Annotated in this window: 2 protein-coding genes and 1 pseudogene; all 3 read left to right on the top strand. The window is 71.9% G+C overall.

Annotated features, from left to right (window positions below; all coding sequences use genetic code 11):
* The first annotated feature begins 79 nt into the window (after positions 1–79).
* A complete protein-coding gene (locus tag OG331_RS09025; RefSeq protein WP_406193764.1) occupies positions 80–20,557 on the top strand; it encodes a hypothetical protein in 20,478 nt (6,825 codons plus the stop codon).
* Between the two features lie 101 nt (positions 20,558–20,658).
* Positions 20,659–21,405, top strand: coding sequence for an SOS response-associated peptidase (locus OG331_RS09020; protein ID WP_406193762.1), 747 nt, complete (start codon positions 20,659–20,661; stop codon positions 21,403–21,405).
* Positions 21,406–21,545: 140 nt separating this feature from the next.
* Positions 21,546–21,972: pseudogene (locus tag OG331_RS09015) on the top strand (metal ABC transporter solute-binding protein, Zn/Mn family); the annotation flags it as partial.
* Positions 21,973–22,009 lie beyond the last annotated feature (37 nt).

The raw sequence follows: 22,009 nt of genomic DNA, 5'->3' as shown, positions 1-22,009 counted from the left end.
TCCGCACCGCCGGCCGCTCCAGCACCACGCCGGGAGCGGCCGCTCCGTCCTGCCCGCTCGGTGTCCAGGACGGCCCCCGATGAGCATTCAGGCATCGCCCGAGGTCAACGCGATGATCTTCATCCTCACCGGGGAGAAGCTCATCGACGCCGACGAGGACCTCGCCTACGAGAGCCGACGGCCCTACTCAGGGCTGGGCCGCAAGCTGGACCGGATGTCGTCACTGATCGACAAGTCGATCCACGACATCGCCGAGGTCATGCCGGACGACCTGGCCAAGTCGTACGCCAAGGCGATGGGCATGCTCATCGACGACGGCGGCAAGAACTACCTGCGCGACTTCGCCGAGCAGCTCGACAAGATCGCCGAGGGCCGGCGCAAGACCTCCATGGACATCATGGAGTCCAAGTGGCAGGTGATCGCCGAGGTCATCCGGCTGCTCATCGAGATCGCCATCTATCTGGCGATGTCCTTCTTCACCGGCGGCGCCTCGGCCAGCCAGATCATGATGGCCAAGCTGCGCAGCCGGTTCCTGATCCTCACCACGCTCACCCACCTGCTCCAGCGGCTGCACATAGCGCCCTCGCTGACCGAGGCGTTCGCCGAGGCGTTCACCACCTTCGCGGTCCGGCTGGCGATGATGAACTTCGCCCCGGACGGCCGCCGCCCCGACGGCTTCGACTGGAACGACATCCTCAAGTCCGCCGCGTTCGGCGCCGCCGCGGGCTTCTTCACCAGCATCTTCGACAACTTCGCCAAGAACATCGTCAAGAGCTACGACAACAACTTCCTCAAGAACGGGCCGGACCTCGACTTCAAGCCGACCCCCAACCCCAACCTGCGGAACACGCCCGGCCTCGACTTCAAGAACAACAGCCCCAACCCCAAGCCGAACCCCGACCCCGGCCCGGGCCCGAACAACCGCCCCGACCCCACTCCGAACCCCAACGGGAACGGGCCCAACCTCACCAACAACACGCCGGTGACGTTCCGCAACGACCCGCTCTCCTTCCGGAACAACCCCGACCTGTGGCGCAACAACCAGCTCCTGCGCAACAACGCCGACCGGCCGGGCGCGCTGGCCGGGCACTACGGGCTCAAGGGGACGGCCGACTTCCTCGCCGCCGGCGCGGGGGAGTCCGTCGCGGAGATCCTGATCAAGGGCGCCTTCGAGGGGGACTGGTCCACCAGCTGGTCCACCTTCGTCGGCGCGGGCGTCAGCAGCCAGGTCGAGGCCACCCTCACCGACACCGCCCAGAACAGCGGCGCCGAACTGCGCCACGTCATCGACAAGATGCGCAACCAGCCGCCCACCGTCTCCGGCGACACCGCAGACACCGGCGACTCCGACACGCGGGAGTCCTCCGGCTCCTCCCGCTCCGAGAACGGTGACGGCCCCGACAGCACGGGCGGTCCCTCGACCGTGAACACCCCGGGCGGCGTCGGCTCCTCGTCGACCTCGCCCCAGTCCGTCACCCAACAGAACACCGGACAGGGCGACTTCTCCGGCAGTCAGTCGCCTCCGCCCTACACCGCGGAGGACCTGCCGCCGTACACGACCCTGGACCCACCCCCGTACTCCCCGGGCACGCTGCCCGTGACCGCCGCCGAGAACGCGCTGTGGCAGCAGGTCCACAACGGGCCCGCCGAGGTCCGCGAGCAGGCACTGCGCGACATCGCAGCCCTGCGCGGCGCCGAACCGCCCGGCAGCACGGAGATCGGCGTCCGCGACAGCGTGCACAGCAACCTGTCGCAGCTGCCCGAGGTCCGGGTGGTGCCCGCCGGGAACGGCCCCGCCGCCCAGGTCGACGCCGACCAGGTCCGCCGCGCCCTCGACGGTTTCGGCACGCCGGTCACGGTGGACGACCCGCTCACGTCCTCCGTCGAGGTGGGCGGGCAGGACGACCGTACGGCTGCGGCGCCGGGTCAGGGGAGCGGCGGTTCCGTCGCCTCCAACGGCTCGACCAACGCAAACGCGCCCGGCACGGCCACCGGCGGCCGGCCGGGTGGCGTCCCCACCAGCGGAGGCGCCCCGGCCCCCGCCGCCCCCCGAACCCCGGACGGCGCGGCCCAGGCAGACGCCTCGCAGACGACGACAGACGACTCCCGGCAGACCTCGCCGCCGCCGGAGAGCACGTCCCCGGCGGGGGACACATCTTCTACGGGGGACACGTCCTCCCAGGAGTCCGCGTCCTCCCAGGAGTCCACCTCTTCCACGGACTCCAATTCCTCCACGGACTCCTATTCCTCCACGGAGAACACCTCTGCTCCGGACACCACCTTGCCGCCGGAGCCCACTCCCTCTCCGGACACCATCAACTCACCTGAAATCGCCGTCACTTCAGACTCCACAGGCCGCATCTCCACCCTGCCCGCGGACCTCACCGCCGCTCCGTCGAAGGTGGGCACCACCGGCTCGTACGCCGACACGGGCGACGCACTCGGCATCAGCGGCGCAACTACGGCACCGCCGCTGACGATCGTCGTCTCCTCCGAGGTGCCGCCGTCGGGGGAGGGGTCGCCGGAGGCCGTCGCGTTGCTGGACGGGGCCGGGACGGACCGGGCCGTGGTGCTCGGGCCGGCGGTCACGCCCGACGCGGCGGGGCGTCCGGTTCGCGCCGCCGTCGAGCTGACCCGCGAAGGGCCGGGCGCCCCGGTCCGCGTCCGCCCGCTCACCGGCCCCCCGCCCGCCATGCCGGAGGACGGCACCACGGAGGCCACGGGCGCCGCCACGGTCACCACGGAGACCGCCTTCCCCGGCGCGGACGTACTGCTGCCCCTCGCCGACGCCCTCGGACCCGCATCCCGCCCCGCCACCCTGAGCACGTCGACGACCGACAGCAACCCGGTGAGCACCACCACGGCACCGCCGCCCGCGAAGGTGCTCACGGAGACCACAACGCCCCTGCACGGCAACGGAGTCGGCTCGGATTCCAAGGTCGTCACCACCATCACCACCACCATCACCACCGAACCCCCCGCGGCCAAACTCGCCACCCTGTCCCGCCCCTGGACCGAGCCGGCCACCGACCTGCACCTGGAGTCGGGCCACGGCAACGGAAGCGGCGGACAAGTCACCGACCCGGGCGGCGGCGGGCGTGGTCCGGGCGGCGACGGCACTCCGCCGCCCCCACCCCCGCCCACCACGCCGGACAACACCCCGGCGACACCCCCCGTAGCGCCTCCACCGCCCGGACGGCTCGTCGTACGACCGGTGGACGACAGCGGCGACACCGGCGACGGGAACGGGCCCAAGCGCCCCACGGGCGAGCCGTTCGTCACCACCCTGGACGGCCACACGGTGCCCGTCGAGCAGCTGCGGCGCTGGGTGCCGGACGCGTCCGTGAAGCCCCAACCCGGGCGTGCCGTACGGACGTTGACCATCTCGCAGAGCCCCGCCGAGGACGGAACTGCGCACGGGACGGCACGCCGGACTCTGCTCGGCCAGGACGCCTTCCGCGGTGTGCGCACCACCTCAGGTCCGCCGGCCCCGGAGGGCAACTCCGTCCAGCCTCCGCCCCGTACCGTGTTCACCGGCCCGCCGACCGCCCTCCCCGGCTCGGGAACCGAGCAGGGCGCCGACTACTTCGCCGGGCACGGCACCCCCCGTACCGTCACCCTCGGCACCGACGACGCGGCGCGACCCACCGTGAAGGTCAGCGGTGTGCAGCTGGGCGAGGTGCTCAAGTCCTGGGCGCAGGACGGCGATCAGGACCGGCCGCTGGTGCTGTTCTCCTGCGAGACGGGGCGACAGCCTGAGGTGGCGGGCCTGCCGGTGGCGCAGCACGTGGCGAACCGCACCGGGCGGCCGGTGTACGCGCCGACCACCGAGGTGGGCACGGCCCGGGACCGGGACGGCGACGTGCGCCCGGTGCTCACCGAGGGGCCGGACGGGCCGGGCCGGTGGCGGCTGTTCACCCCCGAGCCGGGCGGCGCCGACCTCGACGGGCCGGCGCGCGACGCCGGCCTGCACACGGGCCCGGAACCGGCCGACGCCTTCGCCCGGGCCCGTACGCTCCAGCAGATCCGCACGTTGCGCGACGCCCTCGGGACGGACGCCGAACAGCGGCCGGAGAACCGGGAGTTGCTCGCCGGTCTCGCCTACGTGGACGGCCTGCGCTGGCTGAGCCCCGACACCGCGAGCCGCTACGGCGACGGCCGCATGACCCCGGATCTGCTGCGCCGCATGGTCACCGACCGGGTCGGCGCCGGGGGCGGTACCGATGTCGATCCGGCGGCCGGCCCCACCGTCGAGCAGTACACCGAATTCCTGAGCGCCGCTGCCGAGTTGCGGTCCACCGCCGGACCCGACACCACCCTCGACGCGCTGCTGCCCCCGCCGCCGCCCGCGCTCCCGCCGACCGCCCTGGTCTCGCCGGAGGACGTGCGTGGTCTCGCCTATGCGCCGTCCGCGCAGATCACCTGGTCGCTCTCCGACACCCCGCTGCCGCTCTCCGAGCTGGCCCTCAGCGCCGAGGACACCGCGGAACTCGCCCGTCGCAGACCCGACTTGGCGCCCACGCCGAGCCGCCCGGAGAGCCTCGCCGAAGACCTGGCCCTGTACAGCAAGGGCGCCACCACGACCGGCCCTGCGGACACCGTGCATGCGGACGGCACGCAGTTCAGGCGGCTGGACACGCCGGGCGACGGGGACTGCCTCTTCCGGGCGCTGCTCGACAGCGCGCGCAGCCAGGACCTACCGCCCGCGTGGGCGGCGCGCAACGTCGCCGGGCTGCGCGGCATGCTGCGCGAGCGGATCACCGGGTCCGAACTGGTCACCGCGGCGGCCGAGGCGATGCCGGACCCGGTGCTCGCCGTGGTGGACGACCTGCGGATGACCGCCATCGCCGGAGTGCGGGACCCGGACGCGCGGCGCCGGATCACCGGGCGCTGGAACCGGATCGCACAGTCGGTCGTCACCGACGGCGACGCCCGCCAGTGGCGGCGCATCCTGCGCGACAGCGGCTACCCGCACCTCGCCCACGTGGCTCCCACTCCCGCCGACGCGCGACGACTGGGCACCGAGGGGCTCATCGCCGAGGCGGCCGAACTCAGGGAGCTGTGGTCCTCCCCCTTCGCCGACCTGCTCCCGCAGGCGCTGGCGCACACCCTCGACCTCGACCTGCGGCTCGTCGGGCGCGACCCGCAGGCGTCGGGGAACACCCTCGTCACGACCCTCCACCCGGGCGGACAGGGCGGCACCCTGCACCTGGCCTACAACGGCAGCGACCACTACGACGCCCTGGTCCCGGCCAACGCCCCGCTCACCCCCGTACCGGACCCGGCCACCACCACCCCGGACCCGGCCACCGAGGAGCCGGACGGCTCCGACCCCTTCAGCGAGTGGCTGCGCGGCATGGGCGGGATCACCGACCTCGACCGCCCCGACCCCGAGACCCCCGACCGGGGCGACCCGGTGCCGCTGGAGACCCAGCTCGAACGGCACCGCCCGGCCCGGCTGCTGACCGGCCCGGACGCCCGGCCGCCGGGCCCGGCCCCGCGCACCGTCACCTTCGAGGACGGCAGCCGCCTGCCCGCCGTACTGATCAGCCCGGAGGCCGATCCGCACGGCGGCAGCCCGCAACCTCCCACGGACGCGACGACCCCGCAGAGCGTCCCGACCGGGCTCTTCACCGGCCCCGGTGTCCTCACCCTGCGTTCACCCGAGCAGGTTGCCCAGGAGATCCTCGGGCAACTCCCGAAGAAACTGCGCGACCAGTTCGACGAGGCGGAACTGCTGCGCCTGCTCACCGAGCAGCCCGGCGCCTTCACCGCCCCGCGCGGGGCACGCTTCGTGGGCCGGGAGAAGTCCGGCGTCGGCCACGAGATGACCGTCGAGGCCATCCCGTACCACCGGTGGGAACGCTTCTCCGACGTGAACGGCGGCACCGTACGGCTGGACACCATGCGGCGCGGCCAGGCCGGTACCGGCGGCGGGCGCAGCGTCGGTTACGGGCGCCGGATCGCCGCCGCGCTGAGCATGGGCCCGCCGCTCAACTGGCTGCTGAAGATCGGCGTCTCGCTGGGCTGGACCCGCAGGACCGACTACACGCAGGGCACCCAGGCGTACCACCAGACCGAGCACCGCGCCCACGAGGGCTCACACCTGCACCTGGACGACGTCCACTACCGGGTACGCGTGGACCGGGTCACCGAGGCGTCACCGAAGACCCCCGGCCCGGACAACTCGCCGCCCACGAGCCCCAGTTGGCGGCGCAGCCCGGTGCACTCCGCGGAGTTCGCCATGCGTGACGGGCTCAGCTGGCGGCTGCCGGACGACTTCACCGTGCCTTTCGCGGGGCCCCGGCGGGCGCCGGAGACGCTCACCTTCCCGGACGGGGTCGAGCCGCGGATCACCGACACCACCGGACTGCACCTGACGGACCCGCCGGAGGACCTGGCGCTGGCCATCTCCGGTGCACGGCCCGGCAGTTCGGCGCACCGCACGCTGGTCTCGTACGTCCGTCCGGGGCGGCTGCTCGCGCTGTTCGGACGGTTCTCCGGACCGGTCAGCGGACCCGAGCTGACCCGGGGGAGCGGCCAGCACCCGCTGGGGCACCTGATCGTCGAGCGGTCGATCCCGCACCGGGCCACCCTGGTCACGGAGTCGGTCAAGGCGGAGCTGCGCGACCTCACCCAGACCACGTATCAGAACGAGCGCGGCCACGCCCGCGACACCCGCTTCGGCGCCCAGGTCACCGCCGGCCCCAACTACACCCTCATCGGCCCGGAGACCGACGTACGTCTCCAGGGCGGCCCGCTGGTCCGCGCGGACCTCAGCACCGGGCGCGGCCACTACCTGGGCACCGACGCCGCCCGCAAGACCACCGGCCGCGTCCGCAACCACCCGGTCGCGCTCTACCGGGTGGAGCGCACCCTGATGGTGCGCAAGGCCGGCGAACCCCCGTCCGCGGCCCGCCCGGTCCGGGTGGTCAGTCTGGACTGGATCTCCACCCAGGACGCCCGCCGGCTCGCGGGCTGGGACAGCCGTACGCCCGGGCAGACCGGCCCGAACCCGGACGCCGAGCCGCCGGTGCCGTGGTACCTCACCCGCGAGGACCCGGTCCACCTCAGCGGCCAGGTCCGCGCCGAGGGCTTCCGACCCGACCGCCCGCAGAACGCCGTACCGAACCAAGGGCAGAACCAGCCCCAGAGCCGACAGCCGGACCAGCAACAGAACCGGCAGCAGAACCAGCAGCCGGGCCAGCAACCCAACCAGCAGCAGAACCAGAACGGGCAGCCCGCCCCCCAGGACCCCATGCGGGCCTTCGCGGACACCGTTCTCGACACCCTGCACCGCTCGTACCCGTCGCTGTTCGTCCCGCCGCTGATGCTGCGGCACCCGCGGCTGGCCAAGTTCTGGTACGGCGACGGGCGGATGCGGACCGCGCTGCACAACGACCGCCAGGTGCGCGAGGCGCTCAACCGGCCCACCCTCGCGCAGAGTCTGGACGACCTGACCACCACCGGGGTGCCGGTCACCCTCACCGAGGACGGCAAGGTAAGCCGCGGCCACCACACCCTGATCCTGCGGGCCCGGCTCTCCGACCGGCGGTTCGAGACCACCATGAGCGAACGGTCACTGCGCAACGCCGTGATCGGCACCGAGATCTCCGGCCAGGGGCAGCAGGCGTCCACCACGCTCTCCAGCGGTGTGGAGCTGGGCATCTCGCCGCGCGACCACGACAAGGCGCCCGAAGCCGGGGTGCCGCGCCAGACCGGCAACGTGTCCGTCGGCGTCCGCTACGCCAAGACCGACCAGAAGGCCACCCGGAGCACGGTCGCGGTCACCCACGACCACCTGACGTTCCAGAACGGCGCCGACCTCTACAGCTACCAGGTGGAACTGGGCGCCTCCTTCGAGGGCCACCGCCGCCCGCGCGGCTGGGCCCGGCTCGCCTCGGTCGGCCTGCTCGGCGCCGGCGTCTTCGTCAGCAAGGTCGAGGAGCGCCCGCTGTTCAACCGGGGCAGCGAGACCGTGGGCCGAGTGGAGCTGGCCGTGCCCGTGGCACACGGCTCCGAACGGCACGGCCCCGCCGACCCGCCGCCCGGCGGACCGGTGACGGCACCGGCGCCCACCACCCCCGCACCGCAGCGGCTCTCCGCCGTCGAGGCCGACCAGCTCCTCGACGGCACCCGCCCGCTGCCGAGGACGGAATCGGCCGAACGACAACTCACCCGGAAGCTGCTGAGCGCCCCGCACGTGGTGCTCAGCGCCGAGGGCGGCCCGCAGCGCCAGCAGCTCATGCAGGACACCGCCGACCGCGCCTCGGGCACCTCCTGGCACGTCAGCGCACCCGGCGCCCCGGTGCGCACCGCCCTGCGCCGGGCCATGGCCAACCTCAACGTGGCCGGCCAACTCGGCCAGTACCTGGGCCCGTTCGGCTCCCGCATCACCGGACTCAACGGTGCCGGACCGTTCCAGACCCACTACCTGAAGGCCGCCGTCCGCGGCGAACTGCACAACCTGCGCGTCAAGAGCGACCCGAAGCCCGCCAGCCTCGAAGCCACCATCGGCAACGAGCACCGCGTCGCCGGCAGCGTAAGCACCACCTCACGCACCACCCTCGGCGTCCAGGGCGCCGACATGCCGCTCCAGCAGGCCCCGGGCCAACCGGCGGTGGTCGGGTCCTACTCGACCGCCCTCCAATACGCCTGGGGCAAGGGCCGCAGCGTCTCGCAGACCCTCACCCGGGGACGCAACACCACCCTCACCTTCGCCGGGCGCATGTACCTGGTGGTCGCCGACGCCGCCGAGACCGTCGCCGTACGGGACCGGTGGACGGCCGCGATGGGCGCGATCGGCACCCGCGCCGGGGACCGGATCAGCTCCGCCGCCGGCCGGCTCTCCGAGCGCCTCGGACGCGGCCTCGCCCCGCGCCGGGCCGCCGCCGCGCTCCAGCGCGTCCGTGACGCCGTGATGTTCCATCTGCCGATGCAGGACGCCATCGAGGCCGGACTCGCCCCGGACGGCCTGGGCACCACCACCCCGCACAACCTCGGCGGCGGCTACCGGCTGCCCGGCTTCCTGCGCGGCCGCCGCTTCCCCACCCACCCCAGTGGCCAACTCGACGCGAGCCACGCGGCGCAGCAGCTGATGGGGCGGCTGGAGAAGATCGGAGTGCCCTCCCACGACCGCGAGCAGGTCCTCCAGCGGCTCTCCCCGGACTTCCTGCGCGCCAACCTGCACGAGCTGACGACCGACGGGATGACCCTGCCGGTCCGCTACCGCGCCTGGTCCAGCCCGCTGCGGCTGCCGGTCGGCGGCAGCCCCGGACAGGTCCGGTTCAAGCTGACGCCGGTCACCACCACCGTGGAGCGGCTGCGCACCGGCTTCGAGTTGGAGGACTACCGCACCACCGCCCGCGACGATGCCGACGGCTCCTCCCAGGACCGCGGCGCCGACGTGACGCTCGGCGTCGGCCAGCGCGCCGTCGACAGCGGTGTCCTCCTCGCCAACCCCTCGCTCCAGGGCACCGCGGCCAAGCAGCGGTCGAGCACCCGCACCGAGACCGCCGGCAGTACCTCGATGCCGAACATCGCCACCACCCAGGCGCACGCCGAGATCGTCACCAGCTACACCCTGACGGTCGCCATGACGGACGCGACCGGCGAACCGCTCTCCCCTCGTGCCGTCGCCCCGGTCGGCAGCCTCAACGAGATCCTCCCGGCGAGCCTGCTCACCCCGGACGGCGACGGCGCCGACGGCGCACTCACCGAGCAGAACGTGCCGGAACCCGAGCGCGCGGTACGGATGCTGACGGCCGATCAGGCACGCCCGGACGGCATCGCCGCCTGGCGCAGCGGCGACACCGACGACTCGGAGGTACTGCCCTTCGACGACCGGATCGGCTCCGGCATCCTCGCCGTGGACATCCGTGGCGCGGCCAACGTGCAGGACGCCCTGACCCTGGCCACCGCCCGCGCCGACGGCCTCGGCGACAGCGACCTCGGCAAACGGCACTCCGGCAGGACGCTCAGCGAACGCGTCCGCATGGCCCGCCTCACCCCGCTCACCGGCCTCGGCACCGCCCCCGCCCAGGCCCAGCAGGAGGCCACCACACAGGTCGGCCTGACCGCCGGCTTCCGGGAGGCGCTCGGCGCGAACGGCTCGTCGCTGCCCACCCAGGCCTCCGCCCGTCTCTTCGGCCAGTCCCACACCGCCGACTCCCGCCTCTACGCGAAGATGCACCGCCGCGGCGCCCGGCTGCTCACCGTGGAGAACAAGCCGCGCATGGAGGCCATGCAGCGCGCGAAGACCTCCGACGCGCTGGAGGCCGGCATCACCGACAACGTCGAGGGCGTGGTCGGCACAGCGCCGCTGGCCGGCAACAGCAACGCGGGCGTCACCAACCCGGGCGCCGCGATCCCGATCGGCGGCGCGAACGACGGCACCGCCCTCAAAGGCACCGTCGACACCACCCTCGGCACCCACCTCAAGGTCGTCACCGACCGCTCCATGCTCTTCGCGCTGCCGGTGAGCTGGCTGTCCGTGGCCGAGGTGGACCACCGCATCACCGACAGCCGCCCGCTGCACGCGCTCGGCAAGGCCAAGCGCGGAGCCCGGGCCGCCGAGGCCGAGACCACCGCCCTGGTCTGGCTGCGCGAGGACATCGCCCGCGACTACGGCCTCCTGGACGACAGCACGTTCCCCGACGAGGTCAGCAGCGCCTGGGACGACCTGGCGGGCGCGGCAGGCGACCTCGCCGCGGCCGAGAAGGGCTACTACGACGCCCGCGCCCGGGCCCGCGAGACATGGCTCGACCTGAACCCGCAGGAGCAGGCCGCGCTCGGCGACGACCACCCCGACCGGCCGACCGTCCTGCCGCAGGCCATGGCCCAGTCCCCGGCCGTCGCCGCCTGGCAGGCCGCCCGCGAGGAGGTCCGCCGCTGGGAACAGCGCACCGACGCCGCCGCCGCGGACCACCACCGGCTGCACCTCGCAGCCTCCCGCCGCACCGCCCACCACCAGGGTTCGGCCTCGGTCCCGGTGCCGGACCGGCAGCAGGAGTACACCGCGCCGGACTGGCGCTCCGAGGCGCCCGAGCCGTACACCGTCACCGACGGCACCGACTCCACCCCGCGCACTCTCACCTCGCCGGACGGCACCACCGTGCGCGAGGTGCACGAGATGCCGCACGACGGCGCCTCCTTCTTCCACGCACTGCTCGCCGCCGCCCACGACCGCGGGCGGCTGCCCCACCTGCTCGGCACCGACCTCGCCGGCCGGTTCACCGCCGCCCCCGGCGACCCGGCGGTCACCGAGCGGGCCGTCCGCGCCGCCCGCAACCGCCTCGCCTGGGCCCTGGGCGAGGACAGCAACGCGGACCTGCTCGACGGCCTCGCCCTGGACGCCGCGGACTCCTTCACCCAGGGCGAACTCGACTTCGCGGGCGTGCGGTTGAGCCCCGCCCAGCAGGCCGAGTTCGATGCACTCGGCCGGCTCCCGCAGACCGTCTGGCCGACTCCCGCGCAACGCGTGGCGCTGGCCACCGCGGCCATGCTCCGCCCGTTCACGAGCGAGCCGCGTCAGGACGACGGCACCGGGCAACCCGACGGCGAACCGGCCCCGCCCGAGCGCCGCGCAGGCGACCACGGCGGCGCAGACCTGCTGCCCGCCCTCGCCGCCCGGGTCCTGGGCACCCCCCTCACCGTGGTGACCGGCGAGGGCCGCGACCAGCTCTTCCTCCCGCACGGCACCGATCCGGCCGCCGTCGACCCGGTCACCGATCCGGTCCTGTTCGCCGCCGACGGCTTCTTCCACGCCGCGCTTCCGCCCGGCACCCCACTCCCCGTCGCCACCCCGCTCCCGGCCCCGGCCGGCGCCACCACGACCGCCGGGACGACGACCGGACCCACCTCGCAGCAGCAGTCCGCGAAGCCGCCGGCGCACCGCAGCCATGCCACCCCGCCCTGGATGCCGCCCGCCGACAGCAGCGGCCCCCGCTACCGCCTCGACCGCGACGGCATCCTCACCGCTCCCGACGGCGCCACGTACACCCAGGGCACCCCCACCGGCCGCGGCAACGGCTTCTTCGCCGCGCTCTCCACGGCCCTGCACCACGCCGCCGACCAGCCGGGCCTGGACAGCCACGAGGCAACCCGACTGCGCAGCCGCGCCGGAGCCCCGCCCAAGCGCCTGATGCGCCTGAACGGCCTCCCCGGCGCCCCGACCGAGCGCGACTCGCTCTTCACGCCCCCGCCACTCCGCCGGTTCCCCGGTACGCCCGCACCGAGCCAGGACGCCCGCGACGGCCACCTGCGCCGCCACCTCGCAGACGCCCCCTGGGGCCCGGCGGCCGACCGCGCAGTGGCCGAGTGGGCCGCCTCCGCGACCGGCGCCACCGTCACCCTGATCGAGGAGGACGGCACCGCCCACACCTACGCCGGACCGTCCGGCGAAGCGGGCCCCCACCTGAGACTCCGCCGCCGCGGCGGCGACTTCGTCCCCCTGACCCTGCGCACCCCGGCACCCGAGCCGCGGCAGGACGACGAGCAGGACCCGGCCACCATCCCGCTGCCCCCGTCCCCCACGGGCAACGACCTCCCGAGCCTCGCCGGCCTCCCCGCCGAGGAGGAGGCGCTCGACCTGAGCACGCTGTCCGGAAACAGCCCCACCCCGCACCTGGGGGACGCGGGCGACACGGGGCAGCCGGGCGTGGACTCGGACGTCGAGATGGACCTCGAATCCGACGACGACTCCGCGCCCGAGGAAGCTGCCGTACTCACCGGCCCGGAGACCGAGTTCGCGACTCGGTTCGCCGACCTCCTCAACGAGCCCGACCTGCGGGTAGACGCCCTGCTGGACGTGGTGCGACAGCGCAACACAGCCCTCGGCGGCTTCCCGGACGTGGCGTTCGACAGCGCCTTCACCGAGCTCACGGGCATCGGCGTACCCGAGGCCCTGGACCAGGCGGAGCAGGGCGGCCGACTCGCGACCGAGGACTACGACGACCTGCGCGAGGCCCTCGGCCTCGGTACCGGCGGCCCGTTCACCCAGACACACCCCACCGGCACCTCGGCGCGGGACCGCGAGGTGACACTGCGGATGCTGGACCGGGTGGCCCGCCTGGTGAAGGAAGCCCTCCGCAAGGAGAACCGGGAAGCGGACGCCCAGGTCACCCCGCACATCGCCGTCGCCCTGCTGCCGGACGGCTCCCTCGGCATCGCGGGCAACACCGGCGCGAAGGCGCTGACCAGCGACGAGGCCGCCCTGGTGGAGCAGGAACTGCGCTGGTTCGTCACCGGTCAGGAAGCGGCAGGCACACCGCGCCAGCGGAAGCTGGAGCAGTGGAACCGGGACGAGGAGCAGCACCGGCAGAGCCAGGCGCGGCTGGACCGGCGACAGCAGGAACTCGACCAGCGGGCACAGGAGTTGGCGGACCTGGGGGCCCGGCTGGACGAACAGTACGAGTCGGGCGCCTGGAACGACGAGCGGCAGCAGCAGTGGGACAACCTCCCGAACGAGGAGGAGGCCCTCCGGCAGGACCGCCAGCGCCTGACGGCGGACCAGCAGCAGTGGCGGCGCGACGAACGCTGGCTGGCCCGCAGGCGGCCCGCGATGGCACGGGAGATGCGCGACCGTACGAAGCTACGGGCCCTGGCCACCGGCTGGTACCGGCTCTACCACCCGGGTTCACCCGAACTCGACCTCGTCAAGCGGGCGTTGGCCAACCCGACCGTCTTCAACGTCAGCGGCCGCGACGCGACCCCGGCCTTCGGGTCGTACGGCTCCGAACACGGCGAGCTGACCCTGCTCGGGCACTGGGTCGAGCACTGGCAGAACAACCCCGGCGACCCGAACAACCCGCAGATGCTCGACCTCGGCGGGTTCAAGATGGCCTGCGCCTCCTGCGACCTCGCCTACCAGGCGGTCAACGAGCACATCGGGCGCCCCCTCGGCCACCGGGTGCAGGCGTCCGGGACCCACGGAACCTTCTTCCCCGGCTGGCGCATGCCGCAGTGGATGCAGCAGCGGACGGAGCTGTGGAACCACATCCGGGACAACGCGGGAAGCATCGGCGCGACCCTCGACGAGAACGGCGTACTCAACGGCGACAGGACAGGCACGGGGGCCCCGCAGAACCCCGACGCGTCCTCCTCCGAGTACGAGTCCGGCGGCGAGGCAACGGACACGGACGCCGCGATGGACACGGACGCCGCCCCGGACAACGCGGCGCCGAGCCCGGAAGCGGTGGGCCCGCGGCTGCCCCAGAACCCGTCCGCCGAACCACCGAGGGCGACCATCCCCACCCCACGGGGCTCGCGGGACAACCGCCCCCGTTTCGTGGTGCGGTCGGGCTTCGACACCCGTCGGTTCTCGTACCAGGGGGAGCCGGTCACCGACCTCACGGTACGGCTGGCGATCCGGGGTCCGGAGGGTCAGACCGCCCACGTCCGCGACCAACTCGACGCAGGTGTACGTGACTTCCTGAACGCCCCCGAGTACCGCCTGCCGAACGGTGACCGTCTGCATGTGACCGTCGAGCACGTCGACCCGTCCGAGAACCCGCACTTGACGGTGGACCTGGCGGGCCGGGACCGGGCCATGGACCAGAACACGTGGTGGTCGGACGCCGACCCGGTGCACATGGTCCACGAACTCACCCACCAGCTCGGCCTACGCGACGAGTACCGTGACGCCGACTCCCCGCACCGCCCCCACATCCCGGGCAGCCTGCTGGGCGACCTGAACGCTGCCCCCGAGGACGCCTCTCTCGCAGCTTCCGGTCTGCGTGGCAGGCATCTGGCGCTGCTCGGCGCCCTGATCGGGGATGTGACTCCGGCGCCTGACCAGGACACGGAGCAGAGCTGGGACGCGGCGCGTACCGCCACCACACCGGTCCTCCGCGAGTCGGTGTGGGTGGACCCGGTCTCCTTGCCGCAGCCGGCCGAGGGCACGACGAGCGAGGAAGTCCCGGCGCACATGCCGGCGGACCCGGATGCGACAGTCACGCCTTTCAGGTCGGGGAATTTCGAGTTCACGAATTTGAAGCACACGAACGAGAAGTACCGCGACAAGGCGATCCGGATCATCGAACTGCTCCGCAAGCACGACACGATCCGGGACTACATCGGCAACCGCCCCTGCCGCATCATGCTCCACCTGCGCACGACGGAGACTCCGGCTGATGTGACGGACCGCGGCGACGACGGCGTGGACATCAACCTGGCGAGCTACTACTTCGAGAAGTACGGCATCGGCTACATCATGGGCATGCTGGCCCACGAGATCGGCCTCCACCCTCTCGCCTCGCGAAGGACGGACATCCCTGTTGAGGAGTCCATGTTCGAGGATGTCCCGCTTCCGGTGCCGGGCCTGTCGGACTTGAAGACGCCGCGCAGTATGAGTACCAAGGGCGCGGGACAGGCGGACCACATCATGGCTGCTTTCACCAGCAGCACCCGTCACGGGATCTACCGGGACATTGTCCTGAGGATGGCCCATGTTCTGGCGGAAGAGGCTCAGTCGGGGGAAGAGGGCGCCAAGCCCAAGGACGTCACGGATCTGATCGACTGCTACTTGATGGACCTGGCGACGATCGCCGTCACCAACGACAACCGTAAGAGCGCGGCTTGGGAGCCTCGTAATACCGCGAAGGTCTATAACGCGTACAAGGAGATGTTCGCCGCTCGGTTGGCGGAGGACAGTCCGGTACGGCCGCTGCTGCCCGCGGACAAGGGCATGTTCGGCGTCACCAACAACTTCCTCGGCCTCGGCACCAGCTTCACCTTCAACAACCAGGGCGACAGCATCCAGACAGTCGGCCCCCGGCTTCCCCAGCCCAGCTCCGACACGGAGCCGTCGTCGAGCACACCGAGGCCGAGGGGCCCGCGTGACAGCCGTCCGCGTTTCGTGGTCCGGTCGGGCTTCGACGCCCGTCGTTTCTCGTACCAGGGAGAGCAGGTCACCGACCTCACCGTCCGGGTCGCGCTGCGCGGTACGGAGGCACAGGCCGCGCACGTTCGCGACCAACTCGACGCGGGCGTACGGCAGTTCCTGAACGATCCGGCGTACCGTCTGCCGAACGGTGACCGTCTGCATGTGACCGTCGAGCACGTCGACCCGTCCGACAACCCGCACTTGACGGTGGACCTGGCGGGCCGGGACCGGGCGATGGATCAGAACACGTGGTGGGCGGACGCCGACCCCGTACACCTGGTCCATGAGCTGACCCATCAGCTCGGCCTACGCGACGAGTACCGTGACGCCGATTCCCCCCACCGCCCCCACATCCCGGGCAGCCTGCTTGGCGACCTGAACGCCCGCCCCGAGGACTCCTCCCTCGCCGCTTCCGGTCTGCGTGGCCGTCACCTCGCCCTGCTGGGGGCGCTCATCGGGAACGTGACCCCAGAGCCTCAGCAGAACGGCGAGCAGACCTGGGAAGCGGCTCGCACCGCCACCACACCGATCACCCGCGAGTCAGTCTGGGTCGACCCGGTCTCCCTGCCCCGACCGGCCAACGGCACAGCAACCACCGAAGTCCCGGCCCACATGCCGCAGGCCGCGACCCTGACACCGTTCAAGTCGGGCAGCTTCGAGTTCACGAACCTGAAGCACACCGACGAGAAGTACCGCGACAAGGCCGTCCGGATCATCGAACTGCTCAGGGAGCACCCGACGATCCGGGACTACATCGGCAACCGCCCCTGCCGCATCACGCTCCACCTGCGCACGACGGAGACTCCGGCTGATGTGACGGACCGCGGCGACGACGGCGTGGACATCAACCTGGCGAGCTACTACTTCGAGAAGTACGGCATCGGCCACATCATGGGCATGCTGGCTCATGAGATCGGCCTGCATCCCCTGGCCTCGCGGGACACGAGCATCCCGGACGAGGAGGCGATGTTCCGGGGTATCCCCCTGCCGGTGCCGGGCCTGTCGGAACTGAAGACGCCGCGCACGATGAGCACGGAGGGCGCCGGGCAGGCCGACCACATCATGGCCGCCTTCACCAGCAGCACCCGGCACCGGATCTACCGGGACATCGTCCTGAAGATGGCCGACATGCTGGCCGACGCCGCGCGGGACGGCGTGGAGGGAGCCAAGGCCAAGGACGTCACGGACCTGATCGACTGCTACCTGATGGACGTCGCCTCGATCGCCATCACCAGCGACTACCGGATGAACGCGGCAAAGGAGCCCGGCAACACCGCCAAGGTCTACAACGCCTACAAGGCCCTGCTCGCCGAGCACATGGCCGAAGACAGTCCCGCCCGCCCCCTGCTGCCCGCCGACAAGGGCCTGTTCGGCGTCGTGCGGGACTTCGCCCAGCTCGCCACCAGCCTTGCGACCAACAACCGCGGTGACAGCATCCAGCAGCCCGTCACGACGGACGAGGCCCAGCCCCGGCTCCCGCAGCACCCCGAGACGCCCGCGCAGCAAGCCTCGCCGCCCTCCCCGTCCCCGCGCGACAGCCGCCCGCGATTCGTGGTGCGGTCGGGCTTCGACGCCCGTCGTTTCTCGTACCAGGGAGAGCAGGTCACCGACCTCACCGTCCGGGTCGCGCCGCGCGGTACGGAGGCACAGGCCGCGCACGTTCGCGACCAACTCGACGCGGGTGTACGGCAGTTCCTGAACGATCCGGCGTACCGCCTGCCGAACGGTGACCGTCTGCATGTGACGGTGGAGCACGTCGACCCGTCCGAGAACCCGCACTTGACGGTGGACCTGGCGGGCCGGGACCGGGTGATGGACCAGAACACGTGGTGGGCGGACGCCGACCCGGTGCACATGGTCCACGAACTCACCCACCAGCTCGGCCTGCGTGACGAGTACCGTGACGCTGATTCCCCGCACCGCCCCCACATCCCGGGCAGCCTGCTGGGCGACCTGAACGCCCGCCCTGAGGACTCCTCCCTCGCCGCTTCCGGTCTGCGTGGCCGTCACCTCGCCCTGCTGGGGGTGCTCATCGGGGATGTGACCCCAGCTGCTGAGCAGCACCCGGAGCAGTCCTGGGACGACGCCCGCATGGCTACGGCACCGGTCCCACGCGCGTCCGTCTGGGTCGACCCGGTCTCCTTGCCGCAGCCCGCCGAGGGCACGGACACCACCGAGGTCCCGGCCCACATGCCGCAGGCTGACGTACCCCTCACACCCTTCAAGTCGGGGAACTTCGAGTTCACCAACCTCAGGCACACGAACGAGAAGTACCGCGACAAGGCGATCCGGATCATCGAGCTGCTGCGGAAGCACGACACGATCCGGGACTACATCGGCAACCGTCCCTGCCGCATCACGCTCCACCTGCGCACGACCGAAACCCCGGCCGACGTCACCGACCTGGGCGACGAGGGCGTCCAGATCAACCTGGCCAGCTATTACTTCGAGAAGTACGACATGGGCTACATCATGGGGATGCTGGCCCACGAGATCGGCCTCCACCCCCTCGCCTCGCGGGACACGAGCATCCCGGACGAGGAGTCGATGTTCGAGGACGTCCCCCTCACCGTGCCGGGTCTGGCGGACCTCAAGAGCCCGCGGACGATGAACACCAAGGGCGCGGGTCAGGCGGACCACATCATGGCTGCCTTCCCCAGCAGCACAAGGCACCGGACGTACCGCGACATCGTCGCGAAGATGGCCCAGGTCCTCGTGGATGACGCCCAGGACGGGGAAGACGGCGCCAAGGCCAAGGACGTCACGGACCTGATCGACTGCTACCTGATGGACCTGGCGACGATCGCCATCACCAACGACAAACGCAAGGACGCCGCCTGGGAACCCCGGAACACGGCGAAGGTCTACAACGCGTACAAGGAGATGTTCGCCGCCCAGCTCTCGGAGGACAGCCCCGTCCGGCCGCTGTTGCCGCCGGACAAGGTCTGGTGGAAGGTCACGGGCAACTTCCTGGGCCTCGGTGCCAGCTTCACGTTCACCAACAAGGGCGACAGCATCCAGACCGTCGCGCCGGAACAGAGCACCAGCACGGCGGAGGCCAGGCCGCGCCTGCCGCAGCACGGCTCGGACAGTGCGCCCGAGAGCCCGTCGGCCGTGCCGCCGTCCAAGGCGCGGCGCGACAACCGGCCCCGGTTCGTGGTGCGTTCGGGCTTCGATGCCCGGCGGTTCTCGTACCGGGGCGAGCCTGTCACCGACCTCACGGTCCGTGTCGCGATGCGCGGTTCGGACGGGCGGATCGCGCGTGTGCGCGGCCAACTCGACGCTGGGGTTGGTGAGTTCCTGAACGACCGGGCCTACCGCCTGCCCAACGGCGACCGGCTGCACGTAACCGTCGAGTACGTCGACCCTGCCGATGCCCCCCACCTGACCGTGGACCTGGCGGGCCGGGACCGGGCCATGGACCAGAACACGTGGTGGGAGGACGCCGACCCCGTACACCTCGTCCATGAGCTGACCCATCAGCTCGGCCTGCGTGACGAGTACCGTGACGCCGACTCCCCGCACCGCCCCCACATCCCCGGTAGCCTCCTCGGCGACCTCAACGCCGGCCCCGAGGATCCCTCCCTCGCGGCTTCCGGTCTACGCGGCCGGCACCTGGACCTGCTCCACGCGCTCGTCGGGGATGTGACCTCAGCTGCTGAGCAGCACCCGGAGCAGTCCTGGGACGACGCCCGTACGGGCGCCACACCGGTCCCGCGTGCGTCCGTCTGGGTCGACCCGGTCTCCCTGCCCCAACCGGACGACCGCACCGACCCCACGGCCACAGAGGTCCCGCCCCACATGCCCGCGGACCCGAACGCGACGCCCGCTGCGGTCGAGCCGACCCTCGTCCCCTTCAAGTCGGGGAACTTCGAGTTCACCAACCTGAAGCTCACGGACGACAGGTACCGCGACAAGGCCGTCCGCATCATCGAGTTGCTGCGCAAGCACGCGACCATCCGGAGCTACATCGACGGTCGTCCGTGCCGCATCACCCTGCTGGTGCGGACCACGGAGACGCCGGCCAATGTGCGGGACCGGGGCGCGGACGGCGTCGACATCGAACTCGCCAGCTACTACTTCGAGAAGTACGACATCGGCTACGTGATGGGCATGCTGGCCCATGAGATCGGTCTGCATCCGCTGGCCTCCCAGAACGCGGGCATCCCCGACGAAGAGATGATGTTCCGGGGAGTGCCGCTGGCGGTGCCCGGACTGTCCGATCTGAAGACGCCGCGCACGATGAGCACGGAGGGCGCCGGGCAGGCCGACCACATCATGGCCGCCTTCCCCAGCAGCACGAGGCACCGGATGTACCGCGAGATCGTCATGGAGATGGGCCAGGTGCTCGCGCGGGACGCGGCGACCGGGGTCGACAACGCGAAGTCCAAGGACGTCACGGACCTGTTCGACTGCTACCTCATGGACCTCGCCTCGATCGCGGTCACCAACGACCACCGGATGAACGCGGCGACCGAGCCCGGCTACACGGCGCGGGTCTACAACGCCTACAAAAAGATGCTCCGAGCCCAGCTGGCACAGGACGCCGCGCTCCCGGCCCTCCTGCCGTCGGACAAGAGCATGTTCGGCGTGATCAACGACTTCCGGCGCATCGGCACCCACATCGCGATCAACAACCGAGGCGACAGCATCCAGCAGCCCCTCACTACCTGAGCCCGGCCACGGGCCGGCCAAGAGCCCGGCCGGCAACCTCACGCCGCACGTGCTGACCCGCTCGTGAGGACTGGCAGACCGCACCGTGGCACAGTGGCCGTATGTGCGGACGCTATGCCTCCAGCCGCGGTCCCGAGGATCTCGCCCAGCTGTTCCAGGTGTCCGAGTGGCATCCGGAGGAGACACTTGCGCCCAGCTGGAACGTGGCCCCGACCGACGAGGTGTGGGCCGTTCTGGAGCGCACGCCGCGCGGCGCCGACGAGGACGAGCCGGTACGGCGCCGGCTGCGGCCGCTGCGGTGGGGGCTGGTGCCCTCGTGGGCGAAGGACGTCAAGATCGGGGCGCGGCTGATCAACGCGCGGGTGGAGACCGTGCACGAGAAGCCCGCCTTTCGCCGCGCGTTCGTCAAACGCCGCTGTCTGCTTCCGGCCGACGGCTTCTACGAGTGGGACCAGGTCGAGGACAAGAAGTCGGGCAAGGTCCGCAAGCAGCCCTACTTCATCCATCCGGAGGACGGGCAGGTCCTGGCCCTCGCCGGGCTGTACGAGTTCTGGCGCGACCCGGAGATCAAGGATTCCGACGACCCCGCCGCCTGGCTGCTGACCTGCACGATCATCACCACCGAGGCCACCGACGCCGCCGGCCGAATCCATCCGCGCATGCCCCTCGCCCTCACCCCCGAGCACTACGACGCCTGGCTCGACCCGCACCACGAGGACACCGACGACCTCCGCGCCCTGCTCGCCCCGCCGGCAGACGGCCACCTGGATGCCCGCCCCGTCTCCCCGGCCGTCAACAGCGTCCGCAACAACGGCCCTCAACTCCTGGACGAGGTCCCCGCTCCCTGACCCCGAAGGTGAGTTCCGGGCAAGGGTTGCCCGGTCGGACGGCCGTCAGACGCTTTTGACATCCGTTTTCATCTAGCGTGGGGCCGAAGCCGGGACGGGTGCAGCTCGGCGGACCATTCGCCTTGCCCTCGGAGGGTTCCATGCCTGCGTCCTCGTACGGTCGCCTTCCGCTTGTGCCGCTGACGACCGGCGCATGCCTGATCCTCCTCGCCGGCTGCGGCAACACGCCGGACTCCGGACGTGACTCCGAGGCCGCGCAGGGCCCCGCTGCCGCGTCCGCCGTCCCGGTGGTGGCATCGACGAACGTCTACGGGAATGTCGCAGAGCGAATAGGCGGCGGAAAGGTGCAGGGTCGCCTCGTTCATCGGCGACCCCGACCAGGACCCGCACTCCTACGAGGCCAACACGCAGAACCAGCTGGCGCTGTCCAAGGCGAAGGTCGTGATCGAGAACGGCGGCGGCTGCGACGACTTCGTCGACCGCATGCTGAAGAGCGGCGGTTCGTCCGCCGAGGTGGTCAACGCCGTCAAGGTCTCCGGGAGGACGGCCCCGGCGGGCGGGGAGCTCTGGGCCGCCGCCGGAAGCCCACGCGACATGAAGACAT

Origin of the sequence: Streptomyces sp. NBC_01017, from assembly GCF_045162795.1 — a bacterium.
GTDB lineage: Bacteria > Actinomycetota > Actinomycetes > Streptomycetales > Streptomycetaceae > Streptomyces > Streptomyces machairae.
Note: the sequence above shows the minus strand (reverse complement) of the source record. Positions and strands in the feature narration are given on the sequence as shown.

What these genes read in the sequence shown, in the direction of transcription:
- OG331_RS09025 (WP_406193764.1), top strand. Translation starts at nt 80, where the DNA reads ATGAGCATTCAGGCATCGCCCGAGGTCAACGCGATGATCTTCATCCTC.
- OG331_RS09020 (WP_406193762.1), top strand. Translation starts at nt 20,659, where the DNA reads ATGTGCGGACGCTATGCCTCCAGCCGCGGTCCCGAGGATCTCGCCCAG.